The following is a 26,548-nucleotide window of genomic DNA, read 5'->3' as shown; positions in this document are numbered from 1 at the left end:
CAACATTAAAAGAATAATGGAAGAGAACAAGAACTTACAATTAGAAGGCGCAGTTCAGGAACAGGAAGAGAAATCTGCCATTGACTTTCAGTTGATTTATACAAATCTGATTCTCAACTGGAAATGGTTCGTACTCTCTCTTATCGTTTGCCTGGGCTTAGGCTATCTTTACCTGAGATATGCTACTCCAGCCTATCAAGCATCTACCAAGGTACTCATTAAAGACGATGATGACAGCAAACGCAGAGGTAGTTTGGGTAGTAGCATGATTCAAAGTGCTGCCAACCTCGGCTTTATGTCAAACTCTAATGGTATTGATAACGAGATTGAGATTTTGTCGGCTCATGACATGGCTCAACTCGCAGTTCACGATATGAAAATATACGTTAACTACTATCATAAGAGCGCTTTCAAGGACCCTCTGGTATATAAAGAGCAGGAAGTATCAGTAGACCTGGATCTGCCACATCTCAAGAAGCTGAACGCTCCTATCAAGCTCAGCATCGAAAAGGAAGGTACAAAGTATCACGTCAAGGGTACATACAATTTACCTATTGATGCTTTCTCTTTCGAAAAAGAGGCCAGTGAATTTGAGAAGACTTTCGACCGTCTGCCAGCAACTATCAGCACAAGAGTAGGTATGCTGACCTTTACACCTAGCAAGATTTACAAACTGGAAGATGGAGAAGTACTGAAAGCTGTCATTGTCTCTCCGGAAATGGCTGCCAAGCAGTATACAAAGAACCTGACTGTCAGTCAGACATCCAAGACTACAACGATTGCAGAACTCGTATTGAACGACGAAAACCCTCAGAGAGCTTTAGACTATCTGAATACACTCCTCAAGGTTTACAACCGTCAGGCAAACGAAGACAAGAACGAAATTGCCTACCGCACAGAGCAATTCATCAACAACCGTTTGCAAAAGATCAATGCGGAGCTGGGCAATACAGAAGGACAGCTCGAAAGCTACAAGAAGCGCAACAAGGTGATTGAGATGAAGCTGAACGCTACAGCTACCATCGCAAACTCAGACGCTTATGCTCAAAAGCTTCAGGATGCCAATACCCAGGTAGAATTGCTGGACGAGCTTGGTAAGTACATGAACGAGCCAGGTAACAAATACCAGCCTATCCCATCCAACGTAGGTTTGACTGATGAAAGTTCAACAGAACTCATCAACCAGTACAACAAAATAGCCCTGGATCGCAACAACGCCTTGCATGCAGCCAGCGAGACTTCTCCTACAGTAACTCCTCTGACCGCACAGTTGGATGCACTCACAACATCTATCAAACGTGCCATGAGACAAGCTAAACTGGGCATGGAGATACAGCGCAACAGCATCGCTAAGCAGGCTGCAGAATATGCAGGACAAATCGGCAACTCACCAGAGCAGGAAAGAGTTCTGACACAGATTGGCCGCCAACAGGAAGTAAAGTCTGGTCTTTACCTCATGCTGCTTGAGAAACGAGAAGAGAACTCTATTTCTTTAGCTGCAACAGCAGATAAGGGAAAGATTATCGATGCACCTTCCTTTATCGGCAAGGTGAGCCCAAAGAGCTCAATCATCATGCTGATAGCATTGGTTCTCGGCTTGGCAATTCCTGCAGGCATCCTCTTCCTTATTGAGTTCTTCAAGTACAAGATTGAAGGTCATGAAGATGTCATTAAGTTGACACAGATTCCAGTCATAGCAGACATCCCTGTTGCCAGTGATGCAGCCAAGAAGGAAGGAAAGGCTGATATTGTGGTTCACCAGAATGTCAACAATCTGATGGAGGAAATCTTCCGAGGCTTGCGTACCAATATTCAGTTTATGCTGAAGAGCGATGAGAAAGTGATGATGTTTACCTCTTCTACTTCAGGCGAAGGAAAGACATTCGTTGCTTCAAACATCAGTATCTCCCTCGCCTTGTTAGGCAAGAAGGTCATCATGGTGGGTCTTGACATCCGTAAGCCGCGTCTGGCTGAGTTGTTCCAGATAGACAACCACCACAATGGTATTACCAACCTGATTGTTCATGATCATAATTCATGGGAAGATATCCAGAAGCAGATTGTTGCATCAGGCGTCAACAGTAACCTCGACATTCTGATGGCTGGTCCTGTACCACCTAACCCAGGTGAGTTGGTAACAAGAGCAAGTCTTGACGACATCATCAACCAGCTGAAGCAGCATTACGACTATGTCATTCTCGATACAGCTCCTGTGGGTCTGGTAAATGATAGTTTGCAGCTCGGTCGTCTGGCAGACCTCTGCGTATATGTTTGCCGTGCAGACTATACTCCAAAGGCAAGCTTCGGAATGATCAACGGTTTGAACGCCGAGAAGAAGTTGCCTAACATGTGTCTGGTTCTCAACGGTGTCGACCTCTCCAAGAAGAAGCACAGCTTCTACTATGGAGTTGGTAAGTATGGAAAGTACGGCAAGTATGGAAACTACGGTTCTTACGGCTCATATGGCAAATACGGAAAGTATGGCAAGTACGGTACTTACGGCCAGTACGGAAGCTACGGCAACTATAGCAACAGTCATTATGGCAATGCCAATGACACAAGTATCAAGAAGTAATTGAAGATTTAATTAATAACATTTATATAAAGAGAGTCTTTCTATATTATTTATAGGAAGACTCTTTTAGATTAAAAGACATATAAACTATGGCAACAATAGCAGTAGATTTTGATGGTACAATCGTAACCCATGAGTACCCAAAGATTGGTACAGAGTTACCTTTCGCGACAGAAACATTGAAGATGTTGATAAAAGACCACCACAAACTCATTCTCTGGAGCGTACGCGAAGGCAAGCTCCTGGATGAGGCTGTAGAATGGTGCAGAGAGCGTGGAGTAGAATTCTGGGCTGTCAACAAGGACTATCCGGAAGAAAGTCTCGAGAACAACAATCACTTCTCTAGAAAGCTGAAGGCAGACTGGTTTATCGACGACCGTGGTATCGGTGGACTGCCAGACTGGGGAGAGATTTATCAGATTATCACCAACCATACCAGCTACCGCAGAGTATTAAAGCAGAAATACTGCGCAGAGCAGGAGACTCCTAAAAAGAAACACTGGTGGAGTCGCGGATAATCAAACTGTTCCAACCAAGTCCAAAATATGACAGCGGGTGTATCACTCTTAAAGTTGATACACCCGCTGTCTTTTTATCTCACAACAGATGGAAGACAAGCACACATCAGCTGTCAGACGACCGCACAACAGCTGTTGTGCGGGTGCATAACAGCTGATGTGCGGACGAGAGAGCTAGCTTTTAGAAGAACTATACCTATATAAAACAACAACTTTTCCTATCTAACCGAAAGACTATCTCTGTATAAAAGGAAAGCCATTCTGAGAGAAAAGAAACTGTTACTCAGAAAGAACAAAGTCCTATACGGTATAAGGAAAGCCATCAACGTCAAAGAACACTCAAAAGAAAAAGGGATATACCTGATGAATGGTATATCCCCTATTATTGATTTACTAAATGATTTTATTCTTTAGAAGAACAAGTAGCGGTTGTCCACTACGTGAGCCTTCATATAAAGCTCGTTCATGAAGTTACCAGCATACTGCATAGACTTCTGACGGCACTTCTGCTCGTATGTCTTCTCATCAAACTTAACAGGACGGTTAGACTTGTTAGTAACCTGGAAGAGATAAACACCTGCATTACCCTTAACAGCATGTGCAGAGAAAGCGCCCTTCTTTGTTGCAGAAACAGCACCAGAAAGAGCAGGCTCACTAGCACCAGTTGCTGCAATGAATGTAGGAGCAGCGAAAGTAATCTGGTTTACAGAAGAAATCTTACCACCCTTAGCCTTAGCAGCTGCGATGCTCTTTACGCCGTTTACCTTAGCCATCAACAGTTCAGCCTTCTTGTCCTTGATAACCTCAGCCTTTACCATCTCCTTTACATCAGGATCGCTCAAGTCGCGGTAACCAATGCGATGAATCTTGTTAAGTACTACAACCAAAAGGTGATTGTTGTCGCCACACTCATAGAGAGGAGAAACTTCACCTTCCTTAGCCTCGAAGATCCACTTCAATGCCTCACGGGTTGAATGGATATTAGCTACATAATGAGAAGCTGTTGTCATATCCTTCAACTCCTGAACCTTGTAACCATTGCCAGCAGCATTCTTCAACAAATCAGCTGAAGCCTGGTTGCCGCTAACGAAGCTAGAGAACTTGTTGTAAGCTGTACGATATGTGCCCTGTGAGAAATCAATAGTCTTCTTGATGACTGCAGCAACATACTTGTTAACCATTGCCTTGCGGTCAAGAACCTGAAGAACTACGTAACCCTGACCCAACTGGAGCTGGTTAAGAGAGTTGACAGAAGCTGTATTCAAGGTATTGATGAACGCCTTGTTGTCCTTGTCCATAGTCTGAGCATACTCATACTGCTTTGTTGTCATCCAAGCCTTCTCACCAGTCTGACCGTACTTCTTGGCGATAGCCTCGAAATCAGCACCGCCAGCGATAGCACCCTGGATAGAGTCTGCCTTGGTCTTAGCCTCAGCTACAGAATTAGCAGCTACCTGGATAACGCGATACTGTACTGAGTCTGGCAACTGCTGCTTGCTCACCAACTTAACGATGTTCAAAGTATTATCAGCAGTATTAGCCTTTACAGCAGAAGTAGAACCTACAGCCATAGAATCCAAGACTGCTGCGATGTCTGAAGGATAAGCATCCTTGCTGACAGGAATACCAAGATAAGATACAGTAGAAGCAGCCTTGCGAACAACCTCTGCAGGATCAGCTGCAGCAGCAAGCTGTGTCTGGAAACCAGCGAAATCCTTGTTGAGGGCTGCACGGTCAGCAGCAGAAGCCATCACCTCGATGTCTACATACTTGATGTCACGAGTCTCAACAGGCTGCTTGAAACGAGCCTTCAACTCATCATACTTAGCCTTCAAATCACTCTCCTCAACCTTTACCTTATCGTCCTGGATATCAGAATAAGGGAAAGCAGCCAACTGAATCTGGCTCTCTTCGTTCTCCTCCTTGAAAGCCATCTTAGCCTCTACAGGATTTGAAATGAAGCAATGAGCAAGAAGAGCCTGATACTTCTGAGCCAAAGTCTGCTGACGAAGAGTCTTCTCGATGAATGACCAGTAGTTGTAAATCTTGGTATACTGATCCATCAACTGAGCGTTGGCTGGGTTAGCCTTCTGAGTCTTATAATCAGCCAAGAACTTCTGGAGAGCAGATACATCGAAACGACCGGTCTGCTGGTTCACGAAAGGAGTCTGCTGAAGCATTGGGTTGGTACCAGTCTTCAAGATGTCCTGAAGCTCAGCGTCAGTAACTGTCAAGCCGAGCTTGCCAGCTTCCTTAGCAATCATCTGATTCTGAACATAAGTGTTCCACACCATGTCCTTAATCTGATTCATCTGCTGCTCAGGAAGATTCTCCTGACCCTGTTGCATTTTAATAACTTCTGTGTACTCATCAACGAGCTTCTGGAATTCCTGCACGCTGATTTTCTCGCCATATACCTCACCAATCTGCTGACGCTCATTGTTCTTTGCAGAATCACATGAACGGAAAGCTTCTTCGGCAATGAAGGCGAAAAGGCCAAAACTGATAATACATACCAGAATGACGCCTCTTTTTCTAATTGTTCCTAATGCTGCCATTACGTTTTTAATTTTTATTTTATTTTTATTTTCTTATTATTAAGTGAGCATCGCCATAAGAATGATGAGGATTCTCAAATCCTTAAAACTAGCCAATTGTCTGCAAAATTACAAAAAATAAACGAGAAAAGGGAATTTTTCATTAGCTTTTTTAAAACTGATAACGAAAAACATAAAAAAAACTGAGCCGAAGCTCAGTTTTAACCTAAAATATGAAGTTTAACCAACTCTATTTTACGAGAAGTAGACTTGATAATCTTAAACTCAAAGTGATTGAACTTAATGACTTCATTCAACTTAGGAAAACTCTGATACTCATGAAGTATCAAGCCACCCACGGTCATATAGTCATCGCTCTCAGGCAAATCGAGATCAAACTTCTCGTTCACCTTATCAATTTCCAGTCGAGCTGACAACAGGTAATCCCCATCATTCGTCTGCTTGGCAACATACTTTTCTGCATCATGCTCATCCTCAATATCGCCAAAGATTTCCTCTACGATATCCTCCAGACTCACCAGACCGCTGGTACCACCGAACTCATCTACTACCACACCGAGCGACTTCTTCTGCTGAAGAAAAGTCTGCATCAGCTTCTGCGCCTGCATCGTTTCAGGAACAAAAGGCAAAGTGCGCACATGATCCTGCCATTTCACAGGATTATGGAAGAGTTCCGAACTATGGATATAGCCGATAATATGATCTATATCCTCCTCATATACAATGATTTTCGAGTTACCGCTTTCTATGAATTTCTGACGCAATTCCTCCAAAGAAGTATTCTTCTCTACTGCCTGGATTTCTGTACGTGGAACCATACAGTCACGTACTTTGGTATCGCTGAAGTCGAGCGCATTCTGAAAGATCTTGACTTCATCATTAATTTCATCTTCATTGGTAGCATTATCAATGCTCGACTGAACCAAATAGTCAAGATCCACCTTGGAAAAGCCCTCATCTCCCGATTCAGTATCCATCTTCATGCCCACCAGGCGAAGCAGAACCTTACTCAAGAAGGTACTGAACTTGCTTATCGGCCACAAAACCACATAGCATAGATAGGCTATGGGACTGAAGATGGCAAGCAGGCGGTTAGGATTGGCCTTGAAAAGAGTCTTGGGCAAGAACTCGCCAGTAAACAAGACAATCAAGGTAGAAAGAATGGTATCAGCCGGCACCGTAAAAGCCGCATCCATCCCGCTGAAGATTGTATTATCAAACAGTCTGGCTATCAGAATACCATACACGACGAGGGCAATATTATTGCCCACCAGCATCGTGCTGACGAAGCCGTTAGGATGGTTATAAAATAAAGAAATCAAACGTTGCGTAAGACCGTTTTTCTCCTTATCCATTTCCGCCAACATACGGTTGGAGGAAACAAAGGCAATCTCCATACCGCTGAAGAAAGCAGAGAAAACCATCGTAATGATTATACCAACGATAAGACTTAAATCAACCTGTTCCATTTATTCTATAATTTAATGCATGATAGGGATAGTCGTTGCCCTAACAGGTGTAGCCTGCTGGCGGATAGGTGCAGCCGTAGAATCACCTGGAGCAGGAGTAGCTCCAGAATCATTTCCGCCAAAGTCACCCTTTTCAAAACTACCTTTAGAATTGCTGACAAAATAGCGAGTCATCTTCTCATCACTCCAGAAATGGGTACCCTGAAGGGTACGCTCCGGTGTGATTAACTTACTGAATACATTGCTGGAAATCTCGTGTCTGTTCTCGTCCCAGGTAAGCTGTTCGCTGCTGAAGCGCAAGCCATCCTTGGTCAGAATTCTCACTCGACCATATAATTTCCAAACACGCTGCTGATCAAAATAATAGGCTGTATCACACTGGATATAGCTATTGATATGAAACTTCTCGTCAAACTGTTCGAGCAGAAGTCCCTTGTTGAAAATCCAACGGGAAGGATTGCGATTGGTATTTACTTCCCATCGCTCTGTCACAATACGATATTTGATCACTCCGGAATCACTGATAAGGGTATTGACACCATACGACGTCATCATGGCAACCGAATCCTTGGCATGGATAGCAGCTGCCGTATGCTCCACCTGCTCCTGACAACCTGCCAGAATCATGGACATCAATATTCCTATCAGAAAAGAGTTTCTTAGCTTATACATTATTATATATACGTGCGAGATATGTATTATCTATATGAACGCAGAAGAGATGCAGCAAAGAATTACTGCATCTTCCACTTCTTAAACCAGCCTTCATTGAATGTCAGACCGATATTGATTCGAAAAACATTCTCCTTAATCAAACCATCAGCAGAGTTCTTGACCCACTGACCACTGATGTTCAGGAGAGAACGGCTGTTATAGCTGTTCATGATAGGAATGCCGAAACCGGCACTCACTGATATTTCCTTTGGACCATCTACCCCATTCATCTTATAATAAGGAGTAGCATAGCTGGCTCCCAAGCGATACTGAACACGCTTCAGGAAAGCACGGTCACGCTCATTGTAACAATACTGAGCACCGAAGTTAAACTTGCTTCTGTCTTTGTAAAAACCGTCTTTCAGGCTATAAGTAGCTTCATTGTTCTTCATTTCGAAAGTAGGATAGCCTTCTGCACCCCACTTCTGAAGCGTATAATCAAGACCTACCTTCCACTGGTTGCTATGATTCCACATCAAACCGACACCATACATGGTTGGCAGACTATGAGCGTTGCCTATAGAGAACGGAATGGTATCCGAAGTGTTGGTCTGAGCATTACTAGAGATAATGTTCATATCGGCAGAGCCTCCCAGATTATGTCCTGGAGTAAAGGTTGCACCAACAGTTACCCAATCCTTCTTGGTCACCTGCTGGGTATACTGAGCTCCAAAATCCAGTCGGTAGCTGTTTATCTTCGAATTATAAGTTCTGGTCAAAGTCTTATAATATGCATTGCTGTAGCTATTGGTGATATATTTGGTATAATCACCCCAAAGATAGGAAATATTGGCACCCACTGAGAGTCCCTTGATTGGTTCCCAACCAGCACCGACATAAGCCTGATGCAAACCACCCTCACCATGGAAGGTATTGGTATAATAGACATCCTTATCAGATGCATTTACCCAATCAGAAGAAGAATAATCATATCCAATATTAGTGAAAGGAACCACACCGAAACTCATTCCGAGATGACGGAAAAGGCGGAAGCCGGCTACCACATACTCGAAATTGGAATTATTGGCATTCTTCTTCACTCCGTTCTCCTCAAAGTTAGTAATCTGACCAGAGATACCTGCATCAAAGATGAAGGTCATGGAATCGAGAGATGCATAGGAAGCAGGGTTCAGATAATTCACCTGATTATGCTCATGAAAACCAAGGCCCACACCATTCATACCACGATTGAAGCCGGAAGTCTGGTCAGACAACACGCCTAAACCATACTGGCTGTATGGAGAATTGGTACCACTCTGGGCATTTGCTAAAAGAGTCGCCCCCAACATGAGGACTGCCATAAAAATCTTTCTCATTTATATATAAAACCGTCAAATTTATATTCAGAGTGCAAAAGTATTAAAAAAAATCTAGAAAAAAGAAGGATAATTGAAAATAATAAGGTATTTTTGCATCGTGAAACGTTTTAAGCATATTTTCGGAGTCATTTTAGCCGTTATTTTAACCAATTTAACTTCTAAGATGATTGCACAGGATTTTTCAGGCAATTACGCATCTGACATTTCTGTGCAGAACAGTCGTGCCTTTGAAAACGCCACAAATTGGCTCGACTCAGTAGATATATCACTTCTTACTTGTGGCCCTGGTCAGGAAGTGTGGTCGTACTATGGACATACCGCTTTGCGCATCCAAGATAAGGTTCATGACAGCGATGTTGCCGTCAACTGGGGTATGTTCAGTTTCAAACAGCCTTTCTTCGAGCTACGATTTGTCTTCGGACTTGCCGACTACCAGATTGGCATATTCCCAATGAGCGACTTCATTGCGGAATATTCAGCAGAAGGCAGATGGGTAAGACAACAACGTCTCCAGCTCTCAAGACAGGAGAAGCTGAAGATTCTGCGTGCCATTGAAGAAAATGCCAAGCCGGAGAACCGCACATACAGATACAATTTCTTCTATGACAACTGTTCTACCCGTGCCCGAGAGATGATACTCACCAACATAGGCTACAGCAATACCAACTTCAAAGACAACAATGTCCGTACTTCATACAGAGAAGAGATACATAAGCTCAATGAGCAAGACCATTGGGCGAGATTTGGAAACGACCTTCTTTTAGGTGTATACGCAGACTCTGATTTAGAGAGAAGAAACTGGGAATTCCTGCCTGATAACCTAAGCAAGGATTTTGCAACGGAGGGAAGAAAAGATTTCGTCAACGAATCTTCTGTAGAAGACGGTGTCAGTCCAGTCACATCAAACGGCTTCATCACCTTGGTAGACAGTACATCCTATGTAATACCACCAGTCAGTCAGGAGAATGTAGAGCAAGCTAGTGGAATCACCCCACAAGAAGTCGCAATAGGCTTTGCACTTGTCATAGCTGTTCTTACTATTCTGGAGATTTATCGCAAGAAGAATCTATGGTGGCTAGACACCACCCTACTGGTACTCACCGGATTACCGGGTCTTATCCTCCTGGCGATGGTATTTTCCCAGCACCCTACAGTACAGCTTAATTTCCAGATACTCATCCTCAACCCATTGAACCTCATCTTCGTATGGAAAGTAACGAAAAAGATGAGAATGGGCAAGCAGTATTGGTATTTCGAGCTTTATGGCTGGCTGCTTCTGCTGTCGCTGTTCCTGCAAATCTGGCAGACCTATGCAGAGGGCATGAGCATTTTGGCATGCACTTTGCTGATTAGAAACGGTATCAAGTCAACCATGCTAGAACTTAACAGCTACGGATTGCACAAATACGTACACAAGAAATTTTATAGAAACAAAAGAAAACAAGAAACAACAAAATGATGGTAAACAGATATATCACAGCCCTTTTGGTTGTCCTTGCGGCAACTGGCATGGAGGCGCAGACTTATCAGCAGGCGCTGAAGTTTGCGCTTACGGATATATCCTACGATGAATTCATCCAGCAACCGGAGGCGAAGGCATTGGAGGAGGACATCCTCTATGTCCTGAAAGCCATCAAGCAGGCTTCCGAGGATGAAAGCAGCACAGAATATCACTACCATCAGCCGGCTATCAGTATAGCGGCAAATACTGACATTCTGACAGATTCACATTCACATATTTATTTTTATCCCGTTATTGCACATAAGTATATGGCACCATACGGGAGCATCGTTATTCGAGGGCCAAACTGCTGATTATTTGCTTTCTGACAGCAAAACAAGCAAGAAATGCTGCCAGAAAGGGCAATAATCGGAAAAATATTGCAGATTTACAGATATTTTTTGTATTTTTGCAAGCTAGTAAACAAAGAACAGGAAAAAGCAGAAGAGGAAAAAGGACTGACAGAGCACATTTGCCAGAACTCCTTTAACTCCTTAACTTCTCCTATTCATATATCATACATCGAATAATAATAAAAAATAAATATACAATGAACTTTAACAAAATTCTTCAGTCATTGTTTGGCAACAAGTCAACTCGCGATATGAAGTTGATCCAGCCAATCGTAGAGAAAGTCAAGGCAGAATATCCTAAGATGAATGCCTTGAGCAATGACGAACTCCGTGCAAAAACAAAAGAAATCCAGAAGTACGTACAAGAGTACGCTAAGGAAGAGAAGGCTAAAATTGCCGAACTCAAAGCTAAGATTGAGGATACCCCTATCGATGAGCGTGAAGGTATCTTCAATCAGATAGACAAGTTGGAGCAGGAAGCGCTCGACAAGTATGAAATCGCCCTCAACGAGGTATTGCCTCAGGTGTTCGCTATCGTAAAGGATACCGCCCGCCGTTTCGCAGAGAACGAGGAGACAGTAGTTACTGCTACTGACTTCGACCGCGAGCTGGCTTCTGATCCAAAGAACGACTTCGTAACCATCGATGGCGACAAGGCTATCTATCACAACCACTGGACAGCCGGTGGCAACGATATGAAGTGGGAAATGATCCACTACGACGTTCAGCTCTTCGGTGGTGTCGTTCTCCACCAGGGTAAGATTGCCGAGATGGCTACCGGTGAGGGTAAGACTCTCGTAGGTACAACTCCTATCTTCCTGAATGCCCTGACAGGTAATGGTGTTCACGTCGTTACCGTGAACGACTACTTGGCTAAGCGTGACTCTGAGTGGATGGGCCCTCTCTATATGTTCCACGGTCTCTCTGTAGATTGCATCGACAAGCATCGTCCTAACTCTGACGCTCGTCGCAAGGCATATATGGCTGATATCACCTTCGGTACCAACAACGAGTTCGGTTTCGACTACTTGCGTGACAACATGGCTACCAACCCTAGCGATTTGGTACAGCGCCAGCACAACTACGCTATCGTAGATGAGGTTGACTCCGTGTTGATTGATGATGCCCGTACTCCATTGATTATCTCCGGCCCTATTCCAAAGGGCGACGACCAGATGTTCGAGCAGTATCAGCCACTGGTAGAGAAACTCTACGAGGTACAGCGCAAGCAGGCTACCGAGTTGCTCGCCGAGGCTAAACAGAAGATTACAGAGGGAACAAAGAACAAGAACCAGCAGATGCTCGAGGAAGGTTTCCTCTCTCTCTACCGCTCATACAAGGCATTGCCTAAGAACAAGCCATTGATTAAGTACCTCTCTGAGGAAGGTATCAAGGCGGGTCTGTTGAAGACCGAGGAGTTCTACATGGCCAACAACAACCGTGAGATGCCTAAGGCTGTGGAGCCTCTTTACTTCGTTGTTGATGAGAAGTTGAATTCAGCCGACCTTACCGACAAGGGTACAGACTGGCTGGCTAAGCAGGTTAACGACAAGGAACTGTTCGTTTTGCCTGATATCACATCCCAATTGAGTGAATTGGAAGCACGTACAGACCTGGATGACCAGACTCGCCTCGACAAGAAGGATGAGTATCTGGCATACTATGGTGTACAGAGCGAGCGTGTTCACACCTTGCAGCAGTTGCTGAAGGCTTATACCATGTTCAATAAGGACGATGAGTATGTTGTCATGGACGGTCAGGTAAAGATCGTTGACGAGCAGACAGGTCGTATCATGGAAGGTCGCCGTTGGAGCGATGGCTTGCACCAGGCTGTTGAGGCTAAGGAGCATGTAAAGGTGGAGGCTGCTACCCAGACCTTCGCTACTATCACTCTTCAGAACTACTTCCGTATGTATCACAAGCTCGCCGGTATGACAGGTACAGCAAGCACAGAGGCAGGTGAGTTCTGGGACATCTACAAACTGGATGTTGTTGAGATTCCTACCAACCGTCCTATCCTGCGTAAGGACTTGGATGACCGTGTATACAAGACAGCCCGCGAGAAGTATCGTGCCGTTATCGACGAAATCGAGGAGACACGTAATGCAGGCCGCCCAGTATTGGTAGGTACCACATCTGTGGAGATTTCAGAGTTGTTGAGCAAGATGTTGAAGATGCGCAACATTCCTCATAATGTATTGAACGCCAAGTTGCACCAGCAGGAGGCTCAGATCGTAGCCGAGGCAGGTCGCTCAGTAAATGGTAAGGGTGCCGTAACCATCGCTACCAACATGGCAGGTCGTGGTACCGATATCAAGCTGACTCCTGAGGTAAAGGCTGCTGGTGGTCTCGCCATCATCGGTACAGAGCGTCATGAGAGCCGTCGTGTAGACCGTCAGCTCCGTGGTCGTGCCGGTCGTCAGGGTGACCCAGGTTCTTCCGTATTCTACGTATCATTGGAGGATAAGCTGATGCGTCTGTTCGCTTCAGAGCGTATCGCCAAGGTAATGGACCGTCTCGGTTTCGAGGATGGTGAGCGTATCGAAAGCCCAATGATCAGCAAGAGCATCGAGCGTGCTCAGCGCAAGGTTGAGGAGAACAACTTCGGTATCCGTAAGCACCTCCTGGAGTATGATGACGTGATGAACCGTCAGCGTACCGTTATCTACGAGAAGCGTCGCCATGCCTTGATGGGTGAGCGTATCGGTATGGATATCGCCAACATCATCTGGGACCGCGTATTAAACATCGTCAACAACAACGACTTCACCGGTGCTAAGGAAGAGTTTCTGAAGATTCTTGCTATGGAGATTCCATTCACAGAGGATGAATACGAGAACGGCAGACGCGACGAGCTGGCTGAGCGTGCTTTCCAGGAGGCTATGGCAGTATTCAAGCGCAAGACTGAGCGCATTCAGGCTACAGCTATGCCTATCATCAAGCAGGTTTATGAGAACCAGGGTACTATGTATGAGCGCATCATGGTGCCTATCACAGACGGCAAGCGCATGTACAACATTGCATGCAACCTGAAGGAAGCTTACGAGAGCGAGGCTAAGAGCGTTGTGAAGGAATTCGAGAAGAACGTTGTCCTCCAGATGATTGATGACGACTGGAAGGAGAACCTCCGCAAACTCGACGAACTTCGTCACTCTGTACAGAACGCAAGCTACGAGCAGAAGGATCCTTTGTTGATCTTCAAGCTGGAGAGTGCCAAGATCTGGGACGGCATGATCAACGACATGTACGACCGCATCAGCAGCATCCTGATGCGTGGTCAGATTCCAGTAATGGAGCAGGAACAGCAGGTTCAGGAGGCAGCACCAGAGCAGCACACCCAGCAGAACTACGTAGAGAGCAAGGTTGACATCGATGCAGAGCGTGCAGCTCAGGAGGCAGCAGCCAACCAGGATACTCGCGAGAACGCAGAAGTAAACCGCACTCCATACCGTGCAGAGCGCATGCCTCGTCCTAACGATCCATGCCCATGCGGTAGCGGTAAGAAGTTCAAGAACTGCCATGGCAGAAACATGCAGGCATAAAGAATGATTCATAAGAAATGATGATGTTCTCTATATATAATTTAAGGTATAGGAACATCCATCATCATAAATAATGATAAGAATACCTAGATTTGATGATACTCTCATCATTTCTAGGTATTTTTATTTTAAATAACTCCATTGCTACCGAGTTGCAAATAATTATTAGTATTTTTGCAGTCGAAAAGAAAAAAAAGCTGGCAATAAAGCCAGTTTTAAGAGAAAACAAGGTTAATTCAAGGAAAGATATATGAAATTATCAGAACTTAAAACAGGTGAAAGCGGCGTCATCGTCAAGGTATCCGGTCACGGTGGATTCCGCAAGAGAGTCATCGAGATGGGATTCATCAAGGGCAAGAAAGTAGATGTCCTGCTCAATGCCCCACTCCAGGATCCTGTGAAATACAAGATTATGGGTTACGAGGTGTCACTCCGCCACAGCGAAGCTGACCATATCGAGGTGGTTTCCATTGATGAAGCCAAGAACGATGCAAAGCTCAGCAAGGCGGAAGAAGAAGACCGCCAGCAGGTAATTGACTCAAAAGTAATAGATTCCAACGATAGCGACGAGCAGGCGCTCGGCGACAAGATGCTCGTAGCTGAAAGAAAAGACAATGCCAGCAACGAGGCTTTGGCTGAGCAGGAAGCTGAACGACTCCACCGCGTCATCAACGTGGCACTGGTGGGAAATCCAAACTGCGGAAAGACTTCATTGTTCAACTTCGCATCGGGTGCTCACGAACGTGTGGGCAACTACAGCGGCGTAACCGTAGATGCCAAGGTGGGCGAAGCCGAATACAACGGCTATCATTTCAACCTGGTAGATTTGCCGGGCACCTATTCGCTTTCAGCCTATTCTCCAGAAGAACTCTATGTGCGCAAGCAACTCATCGAGCATACGCCGGATATCGTCATCAACGTCATCGACACCAGCAACCTGGAGCGCAACCTCTATCTCACCACCCAGTTGATAGACATGCACATCCGCATGGTCTGCGCCCTCAATATGTTTGATGAAACCGAGAAGCGTGGCGATAACATCGACTACGACAAGCTGGGCGAACTCTTCGGTATCTCGATGATTCCTACCGTCTTCACCAACGGTCGAGGCGTGGATAAGCTCTTCGAGACCATCATCGAACTCTACGAAGGCAAGGAAGATTCCAGCGCTCACTATCGCCATATCCACATCAACCACGGACATGAGATAGAACACGGCATCGAGCATATCCAGAAATATCTGAAGGCAGATGATTCCATCCGCCAGCGCTACTCCACACGTTACCTCTCCATCAAGTTGTTGGAGAATGATAAGCACGCAGAGGAATATGTAAGTCATCTGAAATCGGCCAAGGAAATCTTCGCAGCCCGTGATGAGGCTGCCAAGCGCGTGAAGGAAGAGACCCTGGAGGATAGCGAAACAGCCATCATGGATGCCAAATACGGTTTTATCCATGGCGCATTGCAGGAAGCGGGCTATGAACCGGGCAAGGCAAAGGATACCTATCAGGTAACCCACCTCATCGACAGCATCCTGACCAATAAATATGTAGGCTTCCCTATCTTCGTCCTCCTGCTGTTCATCATGTTCTCAGCCACCTTCGTACTGGGCGAAATCCCTAAGGGATGGATTGAGGACGGCGTGGCATGGCTGGGCGAATTCATCAGCAATACAATGCCGGATGGACCAGTGAAGGATATGCTGGTAGATGGTGTGATTGGTGGTGTAGGTGCGGTCATCGTATTCCTGCCACAGATTCTGATTCTGTATTTCTTCATTTCTTATATGGAGGATTCGGGATATATGGCTCGTGCTGCCTTCATCATGGATAAGCTGATGCACAAGATGGGCCTGCATGGCAAGTCATTCATCCCGCTGATTATGGGATTCGGATGTAACGTACCTGCGGTAATGGCAACGAGAACCATCGAGAGTCACCGTTCCCGTCTGATTACGATGCTGATATTGCCATTGATGAGCTGTTCGGCTCGTCTGCCAATCTACATCATGGTCATCGGAACGTTCTTTGCCATCCAATACCGTTCGCTCATCATGGTATCGCTCTATCTCATCGGCATCTTCCTTGCCGTGATATTGAGCCGCATCTTTGCCAGTTTCGTGGTGAAGGGCGAAGATACCCCATTCGTAATGGAGCTGCCTCCTTACCGCTTCCCTACCTGGAAGGCGATAGGCCGCCATACCTGGGAAAAGGGTAAGCAGTACTTGAAGAAGATGGGTGGTATCATCCTTGTGGCAAGTATCATCGTCTGGGCTTTGGGTTATTTCCCTCATAATAAGGAGCTTGACAACCAGGCACAGCAAGAGCAGAGCTATATCGGCAGAATAGGTAAGGCCATCGAGCCTATCTTTACCCCACAGGGTTTCGATTGGAAACTGGATGTGGGCTTGGTATCCGGTGTAGGTGCCAAGGAGATTGTAGCCTCAACGATGGGCGTGCTCTACAGCAACAACGACAGTTTCTCTGACGATCAGGATTACAACGATGAAGACGGAAAATACGAGGTTTTGAAAAAGCAGATGACTTCTGACCTGAAGAAGACCTACGGTTACAGCGATGCCGAGGCTGCAGCGAAAGCAACGCTCACCGCCTATTGTTTCCTCCTCTTCGTATTGCTCTACTTCCCTTGCATCGCCACGATAGCCGCCATCAAGGGCGAAACGGGCAGTTGGAAATGGGCAGGCTTTGCCGCCGGCTACACCACGCTATTGGCATGGGTAGTATCAGCCCTGGTCTTCCAGATAGGAAGTTTATTTATCTAACATAACAAAGTAAATTCAAACCAAATAGGGTGTGACTAGTCGATTAGTCACACCCTTTTTTGTTTGTTGCTCATAAGAATGAAGACCGTTCTTGCCTTCTGGAAAAAGCAGAAGATGCAGAATAGCAGACGATGAATGAAATTAGGCGATAATTGAATGATAATACAGACACAAATCCACAAAAAAGAGTTATTTTTGCAGTCGAATAACATCAAAAGACAAAAGCTATATGAACAAACGAACAGCAACAAACATTTTGAGTTTAAGAACCTCAGCCATCTCATGCCTGATGGCACTGAGTCTCGGCAACAGCTTTGCCCAAGGTATCACATTCCAAACCGATGCAAGCACCGGTGCCATCGCACAACTTGCCATCGACAACGATGCACAGAAGATGAACTGGGTGCTCACGCCAGACGGCAAGCAGTATAAATGGGTAACCGGCAAATACGGCTGGGGCCTCGGTTTTATGACCGTCAACGGACAAAAGCTGGAATGGCAGACTCCTATCAGCCAGAAGGGAGAACCCGTTTATCAGGCAGACGACATCCGCATCTCCGTAAAGAGAACCCTGAAGAATGGTGAACTCTTCGAGGAATACACCTTCAAGAATACAGGTAAGACAGCAGCACAGATTTCTGATTGGGGAATCTATACCCCATGGAATGATAACTATCCTGATGCTGCCACCTGCATGACCAACCGTTGCAACGCTCATATCTGGGCTGGCGATAACGCAGCATATACCTGCGCCATCCGTATGGGTGCTAATGGTATCTTAACAGAGAAAGCCAAGAACAAAAAGGAAAAGGACAAGAACATCACCATAGAAGGCAGCAACGTGGGCTTGATGCTCACCCAAGGTTCCCTGCCAGATTACGAGGAATGGGAGCGCAAGAAAGAGAATGCCAACTCCAACTTCCGTGGTGTCATCGCCATGGATCTGCCGGACATGACCCTGAAAGCAGGAAAATCATACACCATCGCATGGAAGGTTTTCGAACACAAAGGCAAGGAAGATTTCTATCAGAAACTCCTGGCTGCCGGTGGTGCCATCGCCCAAAGCGACAAATACGTATATCAACAGGGCGAAGAGGTGAAGATTTATCTGGAGAAGAACAAGCTGAAATCGCTCTCTGCTACCATCACGGGCAAGGATATGCGCAACGGCAAGATTACTTCTGAGCCAAAAGCCATCAAAACCGGAAAGGATGCCAAGGGTTATTATGCTTATTTCAAGGCAGAAGAACTGGGCGAGCAGCGCATAGACCTTATATATAATAAGGTAGAAAGAACGCATGCCACCATTCTCGTGGTAAGTAGCTATGAGACGTTGATAGATAAGCGTGTGAATTTCATCATCGATCATCAGCAGATGAATGACCCGCAGGATGCCCGATATGGCGCCTACATGGTATATGACAACGAAAAACAAGCCATCTACAAGAATGATGACAAAAGAAAGAGCTACGACTGCGATGAAGGTAGAGAACGTGTGGGTATGGGCATTCTTATTGCCAAATGGTATATGAAACATCCTAGTGAAAAGTTGAAACAATCACTCATCCGCTATGCCAAATTCTATCATGAAAAGTTGCAGACAGAAGATTTCACCACCTATTCCAGAGTAACAAAAGATGGCTGGAACCGCGGTTACAACTATGCGTGGGCAGCCGACTTCTTCTTCCACATGTATGAGATTACTCAAGATAAGCAGTATGCACTTTGGGGATACAAGACGATGCAGGCCCTGTATCGTCATACGGGATACGGTTTCTATTGCATTGACATTCCTGTGACCACAGGATTGAAGGCATTAAAAAAAGCAGGAATGATGGCAGAATATAACGATCTCTTGATAGATTTCTCCAAGACAGCAGATGTTTTTATGAGAAACGGCTTGCACTTCCCTAAATCGGAGGTTAATTATGAGCAATCCATCGTTGCCCCAGCCACCCAGTTTCTCTTAGAGATGTACCTTCAGACCAAGGACACTCAATACTTGGAAGGTGCAGAAAAGATGATGCCCCTGGTGGAAAACCTCTGCGGTACCCAACCAGACTATCGTCTCAACGAGATTCCTATCCGTCACTGGGACTGCTACTGGTTTGGCAAGCGCCAGGTATTTGGCGATACCTTCCCACAGTACTGGACCTGTATCAATGCCAGCGCCTACTACTATTATGCCAAGGCAACAGGCAAAGAACAGTATATGAAAATGGCGAAAGAAATCGTAAGAAACAACCTCTGCAATGTCTTCGAAGACGGAACAGGAAGCTGTGCCTTTGTTTATCCAAAGCGCATCAATGGCGAAAAGGCTCACTTTGCCGATGCCTTTGCCAACGACCAGGACTGGGCACTCGCTTACTATCTGATGGTGAACGAATAATTAACAGCAAAAGCCCCTAGACTTTCTCATCGAAGTCTAGGGGCTTTTTATTTCACAATATAAATTCAAAATATACTTTCAACACATACTTCAAAATATACTTTCAATACATATTTCAAAATATACTTTCAAATCATCCCGAAATACCAAGCTGTCATTTACTTCAGCTTCGGCTTCAGTTCATCCGGAGAATCTTTGGTAAACATATTTACGGCTGGCGCCGATTTGGTGAAGAGATTTTCTATCACCTGCTTATCCACCTCCATTGAAGGCTGGAAATCATCGCTCATCATATATTTCAGGATGGCATAACGCATCTGGTTGGCTACCAGGCGATGTTCCAAGTTGCTGGTTACATCCATCGTAGTCATCAGCAGCTTGCCCTTCCCCACCTTGGCTTCAATCATCATACCGAGCTTTCGACTCACGTGCCAGGTATCTATCGGCTGGATTGCCGGCTGATAATCCTTCGGGAACTCACGGAGATTCATCACCTGCGCCTTGTTCAGCAACTCCCACCAGTTCTGGTTTGCCCAGTCATCCGTAGGGAAATTTCTGAAGAGTGGATGAGCCTTGTGGATGGTAGCACCCGTGGTATGAGGCGGACGCATCTTAAACCAACTGGTGTTCCAGAACACCGGCAGATAAGTTTGCTTCACATCTTCTCCCATCTTCACCTTACCGGCAGCCAGAACCAACACCTTTCCGCCCTTTTGCAATACCTTCTGCGCCTTGGCATCCAGACTATCAGCTACATAGATATCCTTGAGTTCCATTTTTCCCATCAAAACACTTTATACCAATAACCTTCTTGCATTTTAAAGTATTCTATTTTTACCGGCATTTTCCTCATAAAGAACGATTTCTAACATAAAAAGAATGATTTTAAACCACCTGATCAAAAAGAAATAAGTATATTTGCACACGAAATCGTAACAAAAATAACAATAGACTAACAATGGAAAAAAGAAAAATCATTTTAACGCTATTATTAGCGAGTATTACATGGCTTTGTTCTCCAACAGCTACTGCAGCACAAAATGCAAGAAAGTTCTTATTGGACGCAACTTGGCGATTCTCGTTAGGAGATAACCCTAAAGCCAGTAATATTTCGTTTGATGACTCTAAGTGGAGAACGCTGACTCTGCCACACGACTGGAGCATAGAGCAACAAATAGACAAAGATGCTCCTGCAGGCAACGATGGCGGCTATTATCCTACAGGCATCGGATGGTATCGCAAAGAATGTGTTGTGCCTGCATCAATGAAAGGGGAAAAAATCTTTCTCTATTTCGAGGGCATCTACATGAACTCATCCATATATATCAATGGTAAGTTAGTAGGTGGTCATCCTTATGGGTACACCTCATTCTTCTGCGATGCGACACAAGCCATCATTCCCGGCAAAAAAAATATAATCGCTGTAAGAGTAGATAATTCACAGCAAAAGAACTGCAGATGGTATTCTGGCTCAGGAATCTACCGACATGTATGGCTCATCCATACCCCTAAACTGTATATCGGCAATTGGGGCGTGCAGATTCATACACCTCAGATTTCTGATACAGAAGCTACTGTAGAAATAAACACCCTGGTTAAGAACGAAACCAACCATAACAAAAAGATTAAAGTAGTAACCCAACTGTCTGGGACTTCTCAAGCCAACACAATAGTTACCATTGCAGCCAACAGCGAGCAGCGGGTAAAACAGCTGTTGCATGTAAAATCTCCAAAATTGTGGAACCTGACTTCTCCACATCTTTACGAAGCCCAAATCTCCATCTGCGAGAACAACAAGGTAATAGATAACTATAGTCAGAAGTTTGGTATCCGCAGTATCAGATATTCCAACAAGGGATTCTTACTCAATGGTAAAAAACTCAACATTACGGGTGGCTGCCTGCACCACGACAATGGTATCCTTGGAGCAGCAGCCTTTGACCGTGCCGAAGCAAGAAAAGCAAGACTGATGAAAGAAGCTGGCTTCAATGCAGTCCGTACCTCTCACAACCTTCCTTCTGAAGCGTTTCTCAATGCTTGCGACAGCCTAGGACTTCTGGTTATAGATGAAGCTTTTGATGGTTGGCGCGATGCCAAGAATAAGCATGATTACTCAACACTGTTCGACAAATACTGGCAAGAAGATGTTGAAGGTATGGTACTGCGCGACATCAACCACCCTTCAATCATTGCCTGGAGTATAGGAAACGAGGTAATAGAACGCAAGAAACTGGAAGTTATTACCACCGCGCGCAAACTAGCCAACAAAATAAGAGAATACGACAATCGGCCAATCACATCGGCCCTTGCCTCTTGGGACAAAGACTGGGAAATCTATGACCCTTTGGCTGCCGAGCACGACATCGTAGGCTATAACTATATGATACACAAGCACGAGGAGGATCACAAACGAGTTCCCAACAGAGTGATGTGGCAAACAGAATCCTATCCTAAGGATGCATTCAAAAACTGGACTTTGGTGAACGACCTGGATTACATCATCGGTGACTTCGTATGGACATCCATAGACTACATCGGAGAATCAGGTATCGGCAGATGGTGGTATGATGGAGATGTACCAGGCGAACATTACCATCGCCCTCTCTTCCCTTGGCATGCAGCCTATTGCGGTGACATCGACCTTACTGGATGGAGAAAGCCAATCTCACATTATCGCAGCATGCTCTATAACGATACCGAGAAACTTTACCTAGCCGTGAAGGAACCAGATGGCTACAAAGGTAAGATCAATACTGGTCTCTGGGCAGTATGGCCTACCTGGGAAAGTTGGAACTGGCCAGGATGGGAAGGCAAGAACATTGAGGTAGAAGTATATAGCAGATATCCCATCGTTCGCCTATATTTAGATGACCATTTAATCGGAGAAAAGGCTGTAAATAGGAATACAGAGATGAAGGCTGTATTTACCATTCCTTATCAAGAGGGAACCCTTAAGGTTGAAGGAATTGAAAATGGAACCATCAAGGAATCCAAAACTCTCTCTTCAGCCTCAGCACCTGCAGCCATCCGCCTTACAGCAGAAAATAAGGATATGATTGCCAATGGCGAAGATTTAGCTTTCGTACAAGTGGAAGTCATTGATAAGAATGGAAATCTCTGTCCGAACGCAGAAATCAAACTGTCTGCAGCAGTTACCGGACAAGGCTCTCTAGCAGCTATGGGTAATGCCAATATCAAAGATACAGACAGCTATGTAAACAATACTCATAAGACTTGGAAAGGTAGAGCCTTGGTAATAGTGCGCAGTAGTCACAAGAAAGGCAAGGCAGCATTAAGCATTAAGGCTGATGGCATCAAGGGAGCCACAGTTTCTTTAAGGATAAAATAAAGAAAAGAATAAACAATAAAAATGAAAGCAAAAATGAAAACAAAAATTTTTACTACAATTGCCCTCGTGCTCAGTTCGAGCACTTGGGCACAGAAAGTTACAACCTTCACCACCACAAAAACCTCTTCATGGGTAAAAGCAAAGACTGTTCTTTCGGCAAAAGCCGAAAATAAAGTTGTGGCAGAAGTAAATGCACTAAGTAGCGGTACTAAGTTTGTAGCATTCGGAACCACCTTTAACGAACTCGATTGGGATGCATTCAATCTGCTGTCCCGTAAAGAGCAAGACGAAGTGATGTTCAATATCTTTGATCCTCAGGGCGATTTGAAGTTTACCCACGGAAGAGTTTCCATGAATGCCAACGACTATGCGCGTGAATGGTACAGTTGCTCTGAGGTAAATGGTGATTTCTCTCTCAAGTATTTCAACATCGAGCACGACAAACGTAACATTATCCCCTTGGCACATGCCGCACAAAAATACCAGCCTAACCTGCAATTATTCATGAGTCCATGGAGCCCTCCTACATGGATGAAAATCAATAACGATTACCCTGTATCTCCTAACAAGACCAACAAGATGGATCCTCGCCAGAGCTATCTCTTATATATGGACGACGGCAAACAGGTGGATGCAGATGAGATGAAACTTTTTGGCGACCGCAATGGCGTATTTCCTCGCCGTCTCGCCACCCAAGACTTCTTTATCCAAGATCCACGTTATCTGCAATGCTACGCCAACATGTTCTGCCGCTTCATCGAACTCTACAAGGAAGAAGGACTCCCTATCACCAAGGTGATGTATCAGAACGAGGCTTACTCATACACTCCATACCCCGGTTGTGCATGGACAGCAGAAGGAACCTTGCGCTTCAATAATGAATATCTGGCTCCAACCCTTGCCAAGAAGCATCCTGAGGTAGAGTTGTGGATAGGTACATTCAACACCAACCGCCTGGATTACGTAGAAAAGATTCTTGATAATAAGACTTTACAAGCTAACGTGAAGGGAATAGGAACGCAATGGGAATGCCGCAATAACCTGCCACAGATGCGCCAACGCTATCCTAACCATCGATTTATGGTAAGCGAAAGCGAATGTGGAAACGGCAGCATGGACTGGAAAGCTGGCGAGCACACATTCTTCCTTCTTTCCGATAACCTGGGAAATGGTTGCGATGAATATTACAACTGGAACTTCATCCTGAAAGATAACGGTATCTCTCCATGGGGATGGACACAGAACGCTCTTATACAAGTAGATAGTAAAACCAGAAAGATGCGCTATACTGCAGAATACTATGCCTATAAGCACTTCAGCCATTTTGTAAAAGAAGGCACCGAAATGCTGGCATACGCCGGTCGTGACTATAGTAAAACTCCCGTTGTGGTATTCAAGACCAAAACAGGCCAATACATCGTTACCGCAGGTAATTTCACAGATAAGCCTGCCAAGCTAACAGTAAAGATAGGCAAGAAATATCTGAATATACAGAGTTTACCCCATTCATTCCTAACGAATGTGATAGAATAAATAAATAGTTTAGGGGTTGTGGGAAAAATCCTACAACCCCTAAACTATTTGTTACTGATAAATCACCCTACGGAGAGCAGCAATCAATCAATCCACTCATTACCTTCTCTTACTTTTTCTAGATTTACAGCCATATACATAAAATTGACTTGTCTGCACAAAAGAATCATCCGATCCATATAGATTCTTTCTTTTATCCGACCAATTGGCTTTTTCGCCAGTAGCCATCACCTCCAAGGTATATTTTCCATAAGGCATTTGGGGCGTAATAACCCGAATACCTTCCTGCGGTACTTTACTGTAAAAATCTATCAAACTGGAATATACAGTATCTCCATGCGTATTCAATACAGAAACCAAACCATAGCCACCATGATTATCTGTCTTGCCAACTACAGCCACATGCGTACCCTTGAAATTCGTTTTCACAGACTTACCAGCTTCATTAGAATACAGAAGAAGTGGTTTCCTATGCCTTGCATATTTCAGAACGTCATGAGATTTCACTTTTTCAGCATCCCATGATTGCCAATAAAAAGGTATAGAGAGTTTCTCTGCATTTACCTGCATGGGCAACCACACATAAGTCGCAGCTGAAGTCTGATGAGGATAAGACCATCTGTCGCCCATATACATCGGGGTACCATCAGGAAGCATCAACACAAATGTACTTTGTGAGTTCCATGTCAGAGAACCTTCCGGACAGAACAAGCCCTGTTTTTTCCAAGGGCCTGCGATATTCGTAGCCGTAAAATAGTAATTGTCGTTACGCTCCCAACTGGTAAGATTGGAAGTAAGCAGATAATACATGCCATTCTTCCTGAACATGGCAGGCGATTCACCCATTCCACCAACATAGGCTATCATCGTATCCACGCTGAGATAATCATCACTCAGCCTATAGATAGGTCCATGATGAATAAGCAGATAGCCCTTGCCATCTTCATCCTGAAAAACTCCCATATCCCAACGCTTGATAGGTTGCCCCTTGTATTGGAGCGTACCTCTCAACTGATAATCACCATTGATGGTCTTGCAAGTAGCGATACCGATATGCGGGTCATTATACTTCAAGTCATCCGCATGCATCAGCATCACATACTCGCCCGTCTTAGGACACTTCATCACCTTCACTCGCTCACCCACTCGATTAGGACCGAGGATGCCGTCCTTCTGTACCGGCAGGACCACACGCTCGAATTTCCAGTTCACCAGGTCGTCAGAAGAATAGCATCCAAAGCCTGGAAAGGCATTGGAAGTATCACTCTTATATTCTCCAAAGAGCCAATACTTTCCGCCATCCCTGATGATGCCGGCACCATGGGCATTCACCGGATTCTGATTCTGATCATACCAAGGGATGCCATTGTTAACAGCTTGCAGGGCATAAGTCCAACAAGCTATCAAAGAATACAAATATATTAAAAACAATCTTTTCATCCCATAACATTAAAAGATTTGAAACTCATCTATATATCCAGCACATAAAGGATAAACTACTCTATTGATTCGTTGGAAATTACCTCGTGACTCCAGCTTCAGTTCATTAGCTGTTCCCGCTGCCAAATTCACCTTGACTGTTGCATATTGATATTTGTCCCAACCACCAGTCTTTTTCAACTTCACCGTGCTCAACTTGCCATTAACGAAAAGCAAGGCATTCACATCCTGACAACTGCCATTTGAATATCTGATGCGAAGAGTCTTCTCGCCACCATTCTTTCCGTTTACGCTTTTCCAGCAAACATTAGCCCCTTCAAAAGCAGGCAAACGAACAAAGCCATTACCTCCAAAGCCAATGCCGTCAATGGAGTAAGCATGTTCTGCTCCACTACTCAATACTGCATTCTCAGCCTGATAAATTACAGAAGGCTCATCTTCATCGATAGCCTCGCAACGAACCAATAATGTTTCACCTGCCCCAACCCTCAAGGCCTTTTGGTCTG

Annotated in this window: 15 protein-coding genes and 1 pseudogene; 9 read left to right on the top strand and 7 right to left on the bottom strand. The window is 44.9% G+C overall.

Annotated features, from left to right (window positions below; translation table 11 throughout):
• The first annotated feature begins 16 nt into the window (after window positions 1–16).
• Window positions 17–2,575 (top strand): GumC family protein, encoded by a 2,559-nt coding sequence (locus tag F7D73_RS14525; RefSeq protein WP_153125839.1) that lies wholly within the window; start codon window positions 17–19, stop codon window positions 2,573–2,575.
• 89 nt (window positions 2,576–2,664) lie between these two features.
• Window positions 2,665–3,093 (top strand): BT0820 family HAD-type phosphatase, encoded by a 429-nt coding sequence (locus tag F7D73_RS14520; protein WP_153125837.1) that lies wholly within the window; start codon window positions 2,665–2,667, stop codon window positions 3,091–3,093.
• 410 nt (window positions 3,094–3,503) lie between these two features.
• Here F7D73_RS14520 and F7D73_RS14515 read toward each other — a convergent pair whose 3' ends face one another.
• The 4 genes from F7D73_RS14515 to F7D73_RS14500 form a co-directional block, all read right to left on the bottom strand.
• Window positions 3,504–5,651: a peptidylprolyl isomerase gene (locus tag F7D73_RS14515; RefSeq protein WP_153125835.1), complete on the bottom strand. Its 2,148-nt coding sequence runs from the start codon at window positions 5,649–5,651 to the stop codon at window positions 3,504–3,506.
• A 200-nt stretch (window positions 5,652–5,851) separates the two neighbouring features.
• Window positions 5,852–7,120 carry a hemolysin family protein gene (locus tag F7D73_RS14510; RefSeq protein WP_153125833.1) on the bottom strand — a complete coding sequence of 423 codons (1,269 nt, stop codon included), beginning with the start codon at window positions 7,118–7,120 and terminating at the stop codon, window positions 5,852–5,854.
• Window positions 7,121–7,132: 12 nt separating this feature from the next.
• The gene (lptC, locus tag F7D73_RS14505; RefSeq protein WP_153125831.1) at window positions 7,133–7,792 is read right to left on the bottom strand and encodes an LPS export ABC transporter periplasmic protein LptC; all 660 of its coding nucleotides are present in this window, start codon (window positions 7,790–7,792) and stop codon (window positions 7,133–7,135) included.
• Between the two features lie 62 nt (window positions 7,793–7,854).
• A complete protein-coding gene (locus F7D73_RS14500; protein WP_194256934.1) occupies window positions 7,855–9,150 on the bottom strand; it encodes a hypothetical protein in 1,296 nt (431 codons plus the stop codon).
• A gap of 166 nt (window positions 9,151–9,316) precedes the next feature.
• Here F7D73_RS14500 and F7D73_RS14495 point away from each other — a divergent pair, with 166 nt between their 5' ends.
• The 5 genes from F7D73_RS14495 to F7D73_RS14475 all read left to right on the top strand — a co-directional run bounded on the left by F7D73_RS14495 (window position 9,317) and on the right by F7D73_RS14475 (window position 19,720).
• The gene (locus F7D73_RS14495; protein WP_153125829.1) at window positions 9,317–10,612 is read left to right on the top strand and encodes an Lnb N-terminal periplasmic domain-containing protein; all 1,296 of its coding nucleotides are present in this window, start codon (window positions 9,317–9,319) and stop codon (window positions 10,610–10,612) included.
• A complete protein-coding gene (locus F7D73_RS16270; RefSeq protein WP_228117761.1) occupies window positions 10,609–10,968 on the top strand; it encodes a hypothetical protein in 360 nt (119 codons plus the stop codon). Before F7D73_RS14495 ends, F7D73_RS16270 begins: the two co-directional genes overlap by 4 nt.
• 236 nt (window positions 10,969–11,204) lie before the next feature.
• Window positions 11,205–14,549 (top strand): preprotein translocase subunit SecA, encoded by a 3,345-nt coding sequence (gene secA, locus F7D73_RS14485; protein WP_153125827.1) that lies wholly within the window; start codon window positions 11,205–11,207, stop codon window positions 14,547–14,549.
• A 250-nt stretch (window positions 14,550–14,799) separates the two neighbouring features.
• Entirely contained in the window at window positions 14,800–17,331 is a 2,532-nt protein-coding gene (feoB, locus tag F7D73_RS14480; protein ID WP_153125824.1) for a ferrous iron transport protein B, read from the top strand.
• A gap of 229 nt (window positions 17,332–17,560) precedes the next feature.
• Complete coding sequence (locus F7D73_RS14475; protein WP_153125822.1) at window positions 17,561–19,720, top strand: six-hairpin glycosidase; 2,160 nt, start codon at window positions 17,561–17,563, stop codon at window positions 19,718–19,720.
• A gap of 158 nt (window positions 19,721–19,878) precedes the next feature.
• Here F7D73_RS14475 and F7D73_RS14470 read toward each other — a convergent pair.
• Window positions 19,879–20,481 (bottom strand): annotated as a pseudogene (locus F7D73_RS14470) (beta-glucuronidase); the annotation flags it as partial.
• Window positions 20,482–20,678: 197 nt separating this feature from the next.
• Between F7D73_RS14470 and F7D73_RS14465 the strand changes: the two are divergent.
• Together F7D73_RS14465 and F7D73_RS14460 are read left to right on the top strand one after the other, a co-directional pair.
• The gene (locus F7D73_RS14465) at window positions 20,679–23,069 is read left to right on the top strand and encodes a sugar-binding domain-containing protein (RefSeq protein WP_153125821.1); all 2,391 of its coding nucleotides are present in this window, start codon (window positions 20,679–20,681) and stop codon (window positions 23,067–23,069) included.
• Between the two features lie 33 nt (window positions 23,070–23,102).
• Window positions 23,103–24,602, top strand: a complete 1,500-nt coding sequence (locus F7D73_RS14460) for a glycoside hydrolase family 30 protein (RefSeq protein WP_194256932.1) — start codon at window positions 23,103–23,105, stop codon at window positions 24,600–24,602.
• A gap of 99 nt (window positions 24,603–24,701) precedes the next feature.
• Here the strand turns inward: F7D73_RS14460 and F7D73_RS14455 are convergent, their stop codons facing one another.
• Complete coding sequence (locus F7D73_RS14455; protein ID WP_153125817.1) at window positions 24,702–26,042, bottom strand: family 43 glycosylhydrolase; 1,341 nt, start codon at window positions 26,040–26,042, stop codon at window positions 24,702–24,704.
• Window positions 26,043–26,051: 9 nt separating this feature from the next.
• On the bottom strand, window positions 26,052–26,534 hold the full coding sequence (locus F7D73_RS14450; protein WP_153125815.1) for a carbohydrate-binding protein: 483 nt from the start codon (window positions 26,532–26,534) through the stop codon (window positions 26,052–26,054).
• Window positions 26,535–26,548: the final 14 nt, after the last annotated feature.

The organism is Segatella copri (assembly GCF_009494395.1).
GTDB lineage: Bacteria > Bacteroidota > Bacteroidia > Bacteroidales > Bacteroidaceae > Prevotella.
Note: the sequence above shows the minus strand (reverse complement) of the source record. Positions and strands in the feature narration are given on the sequence as shown.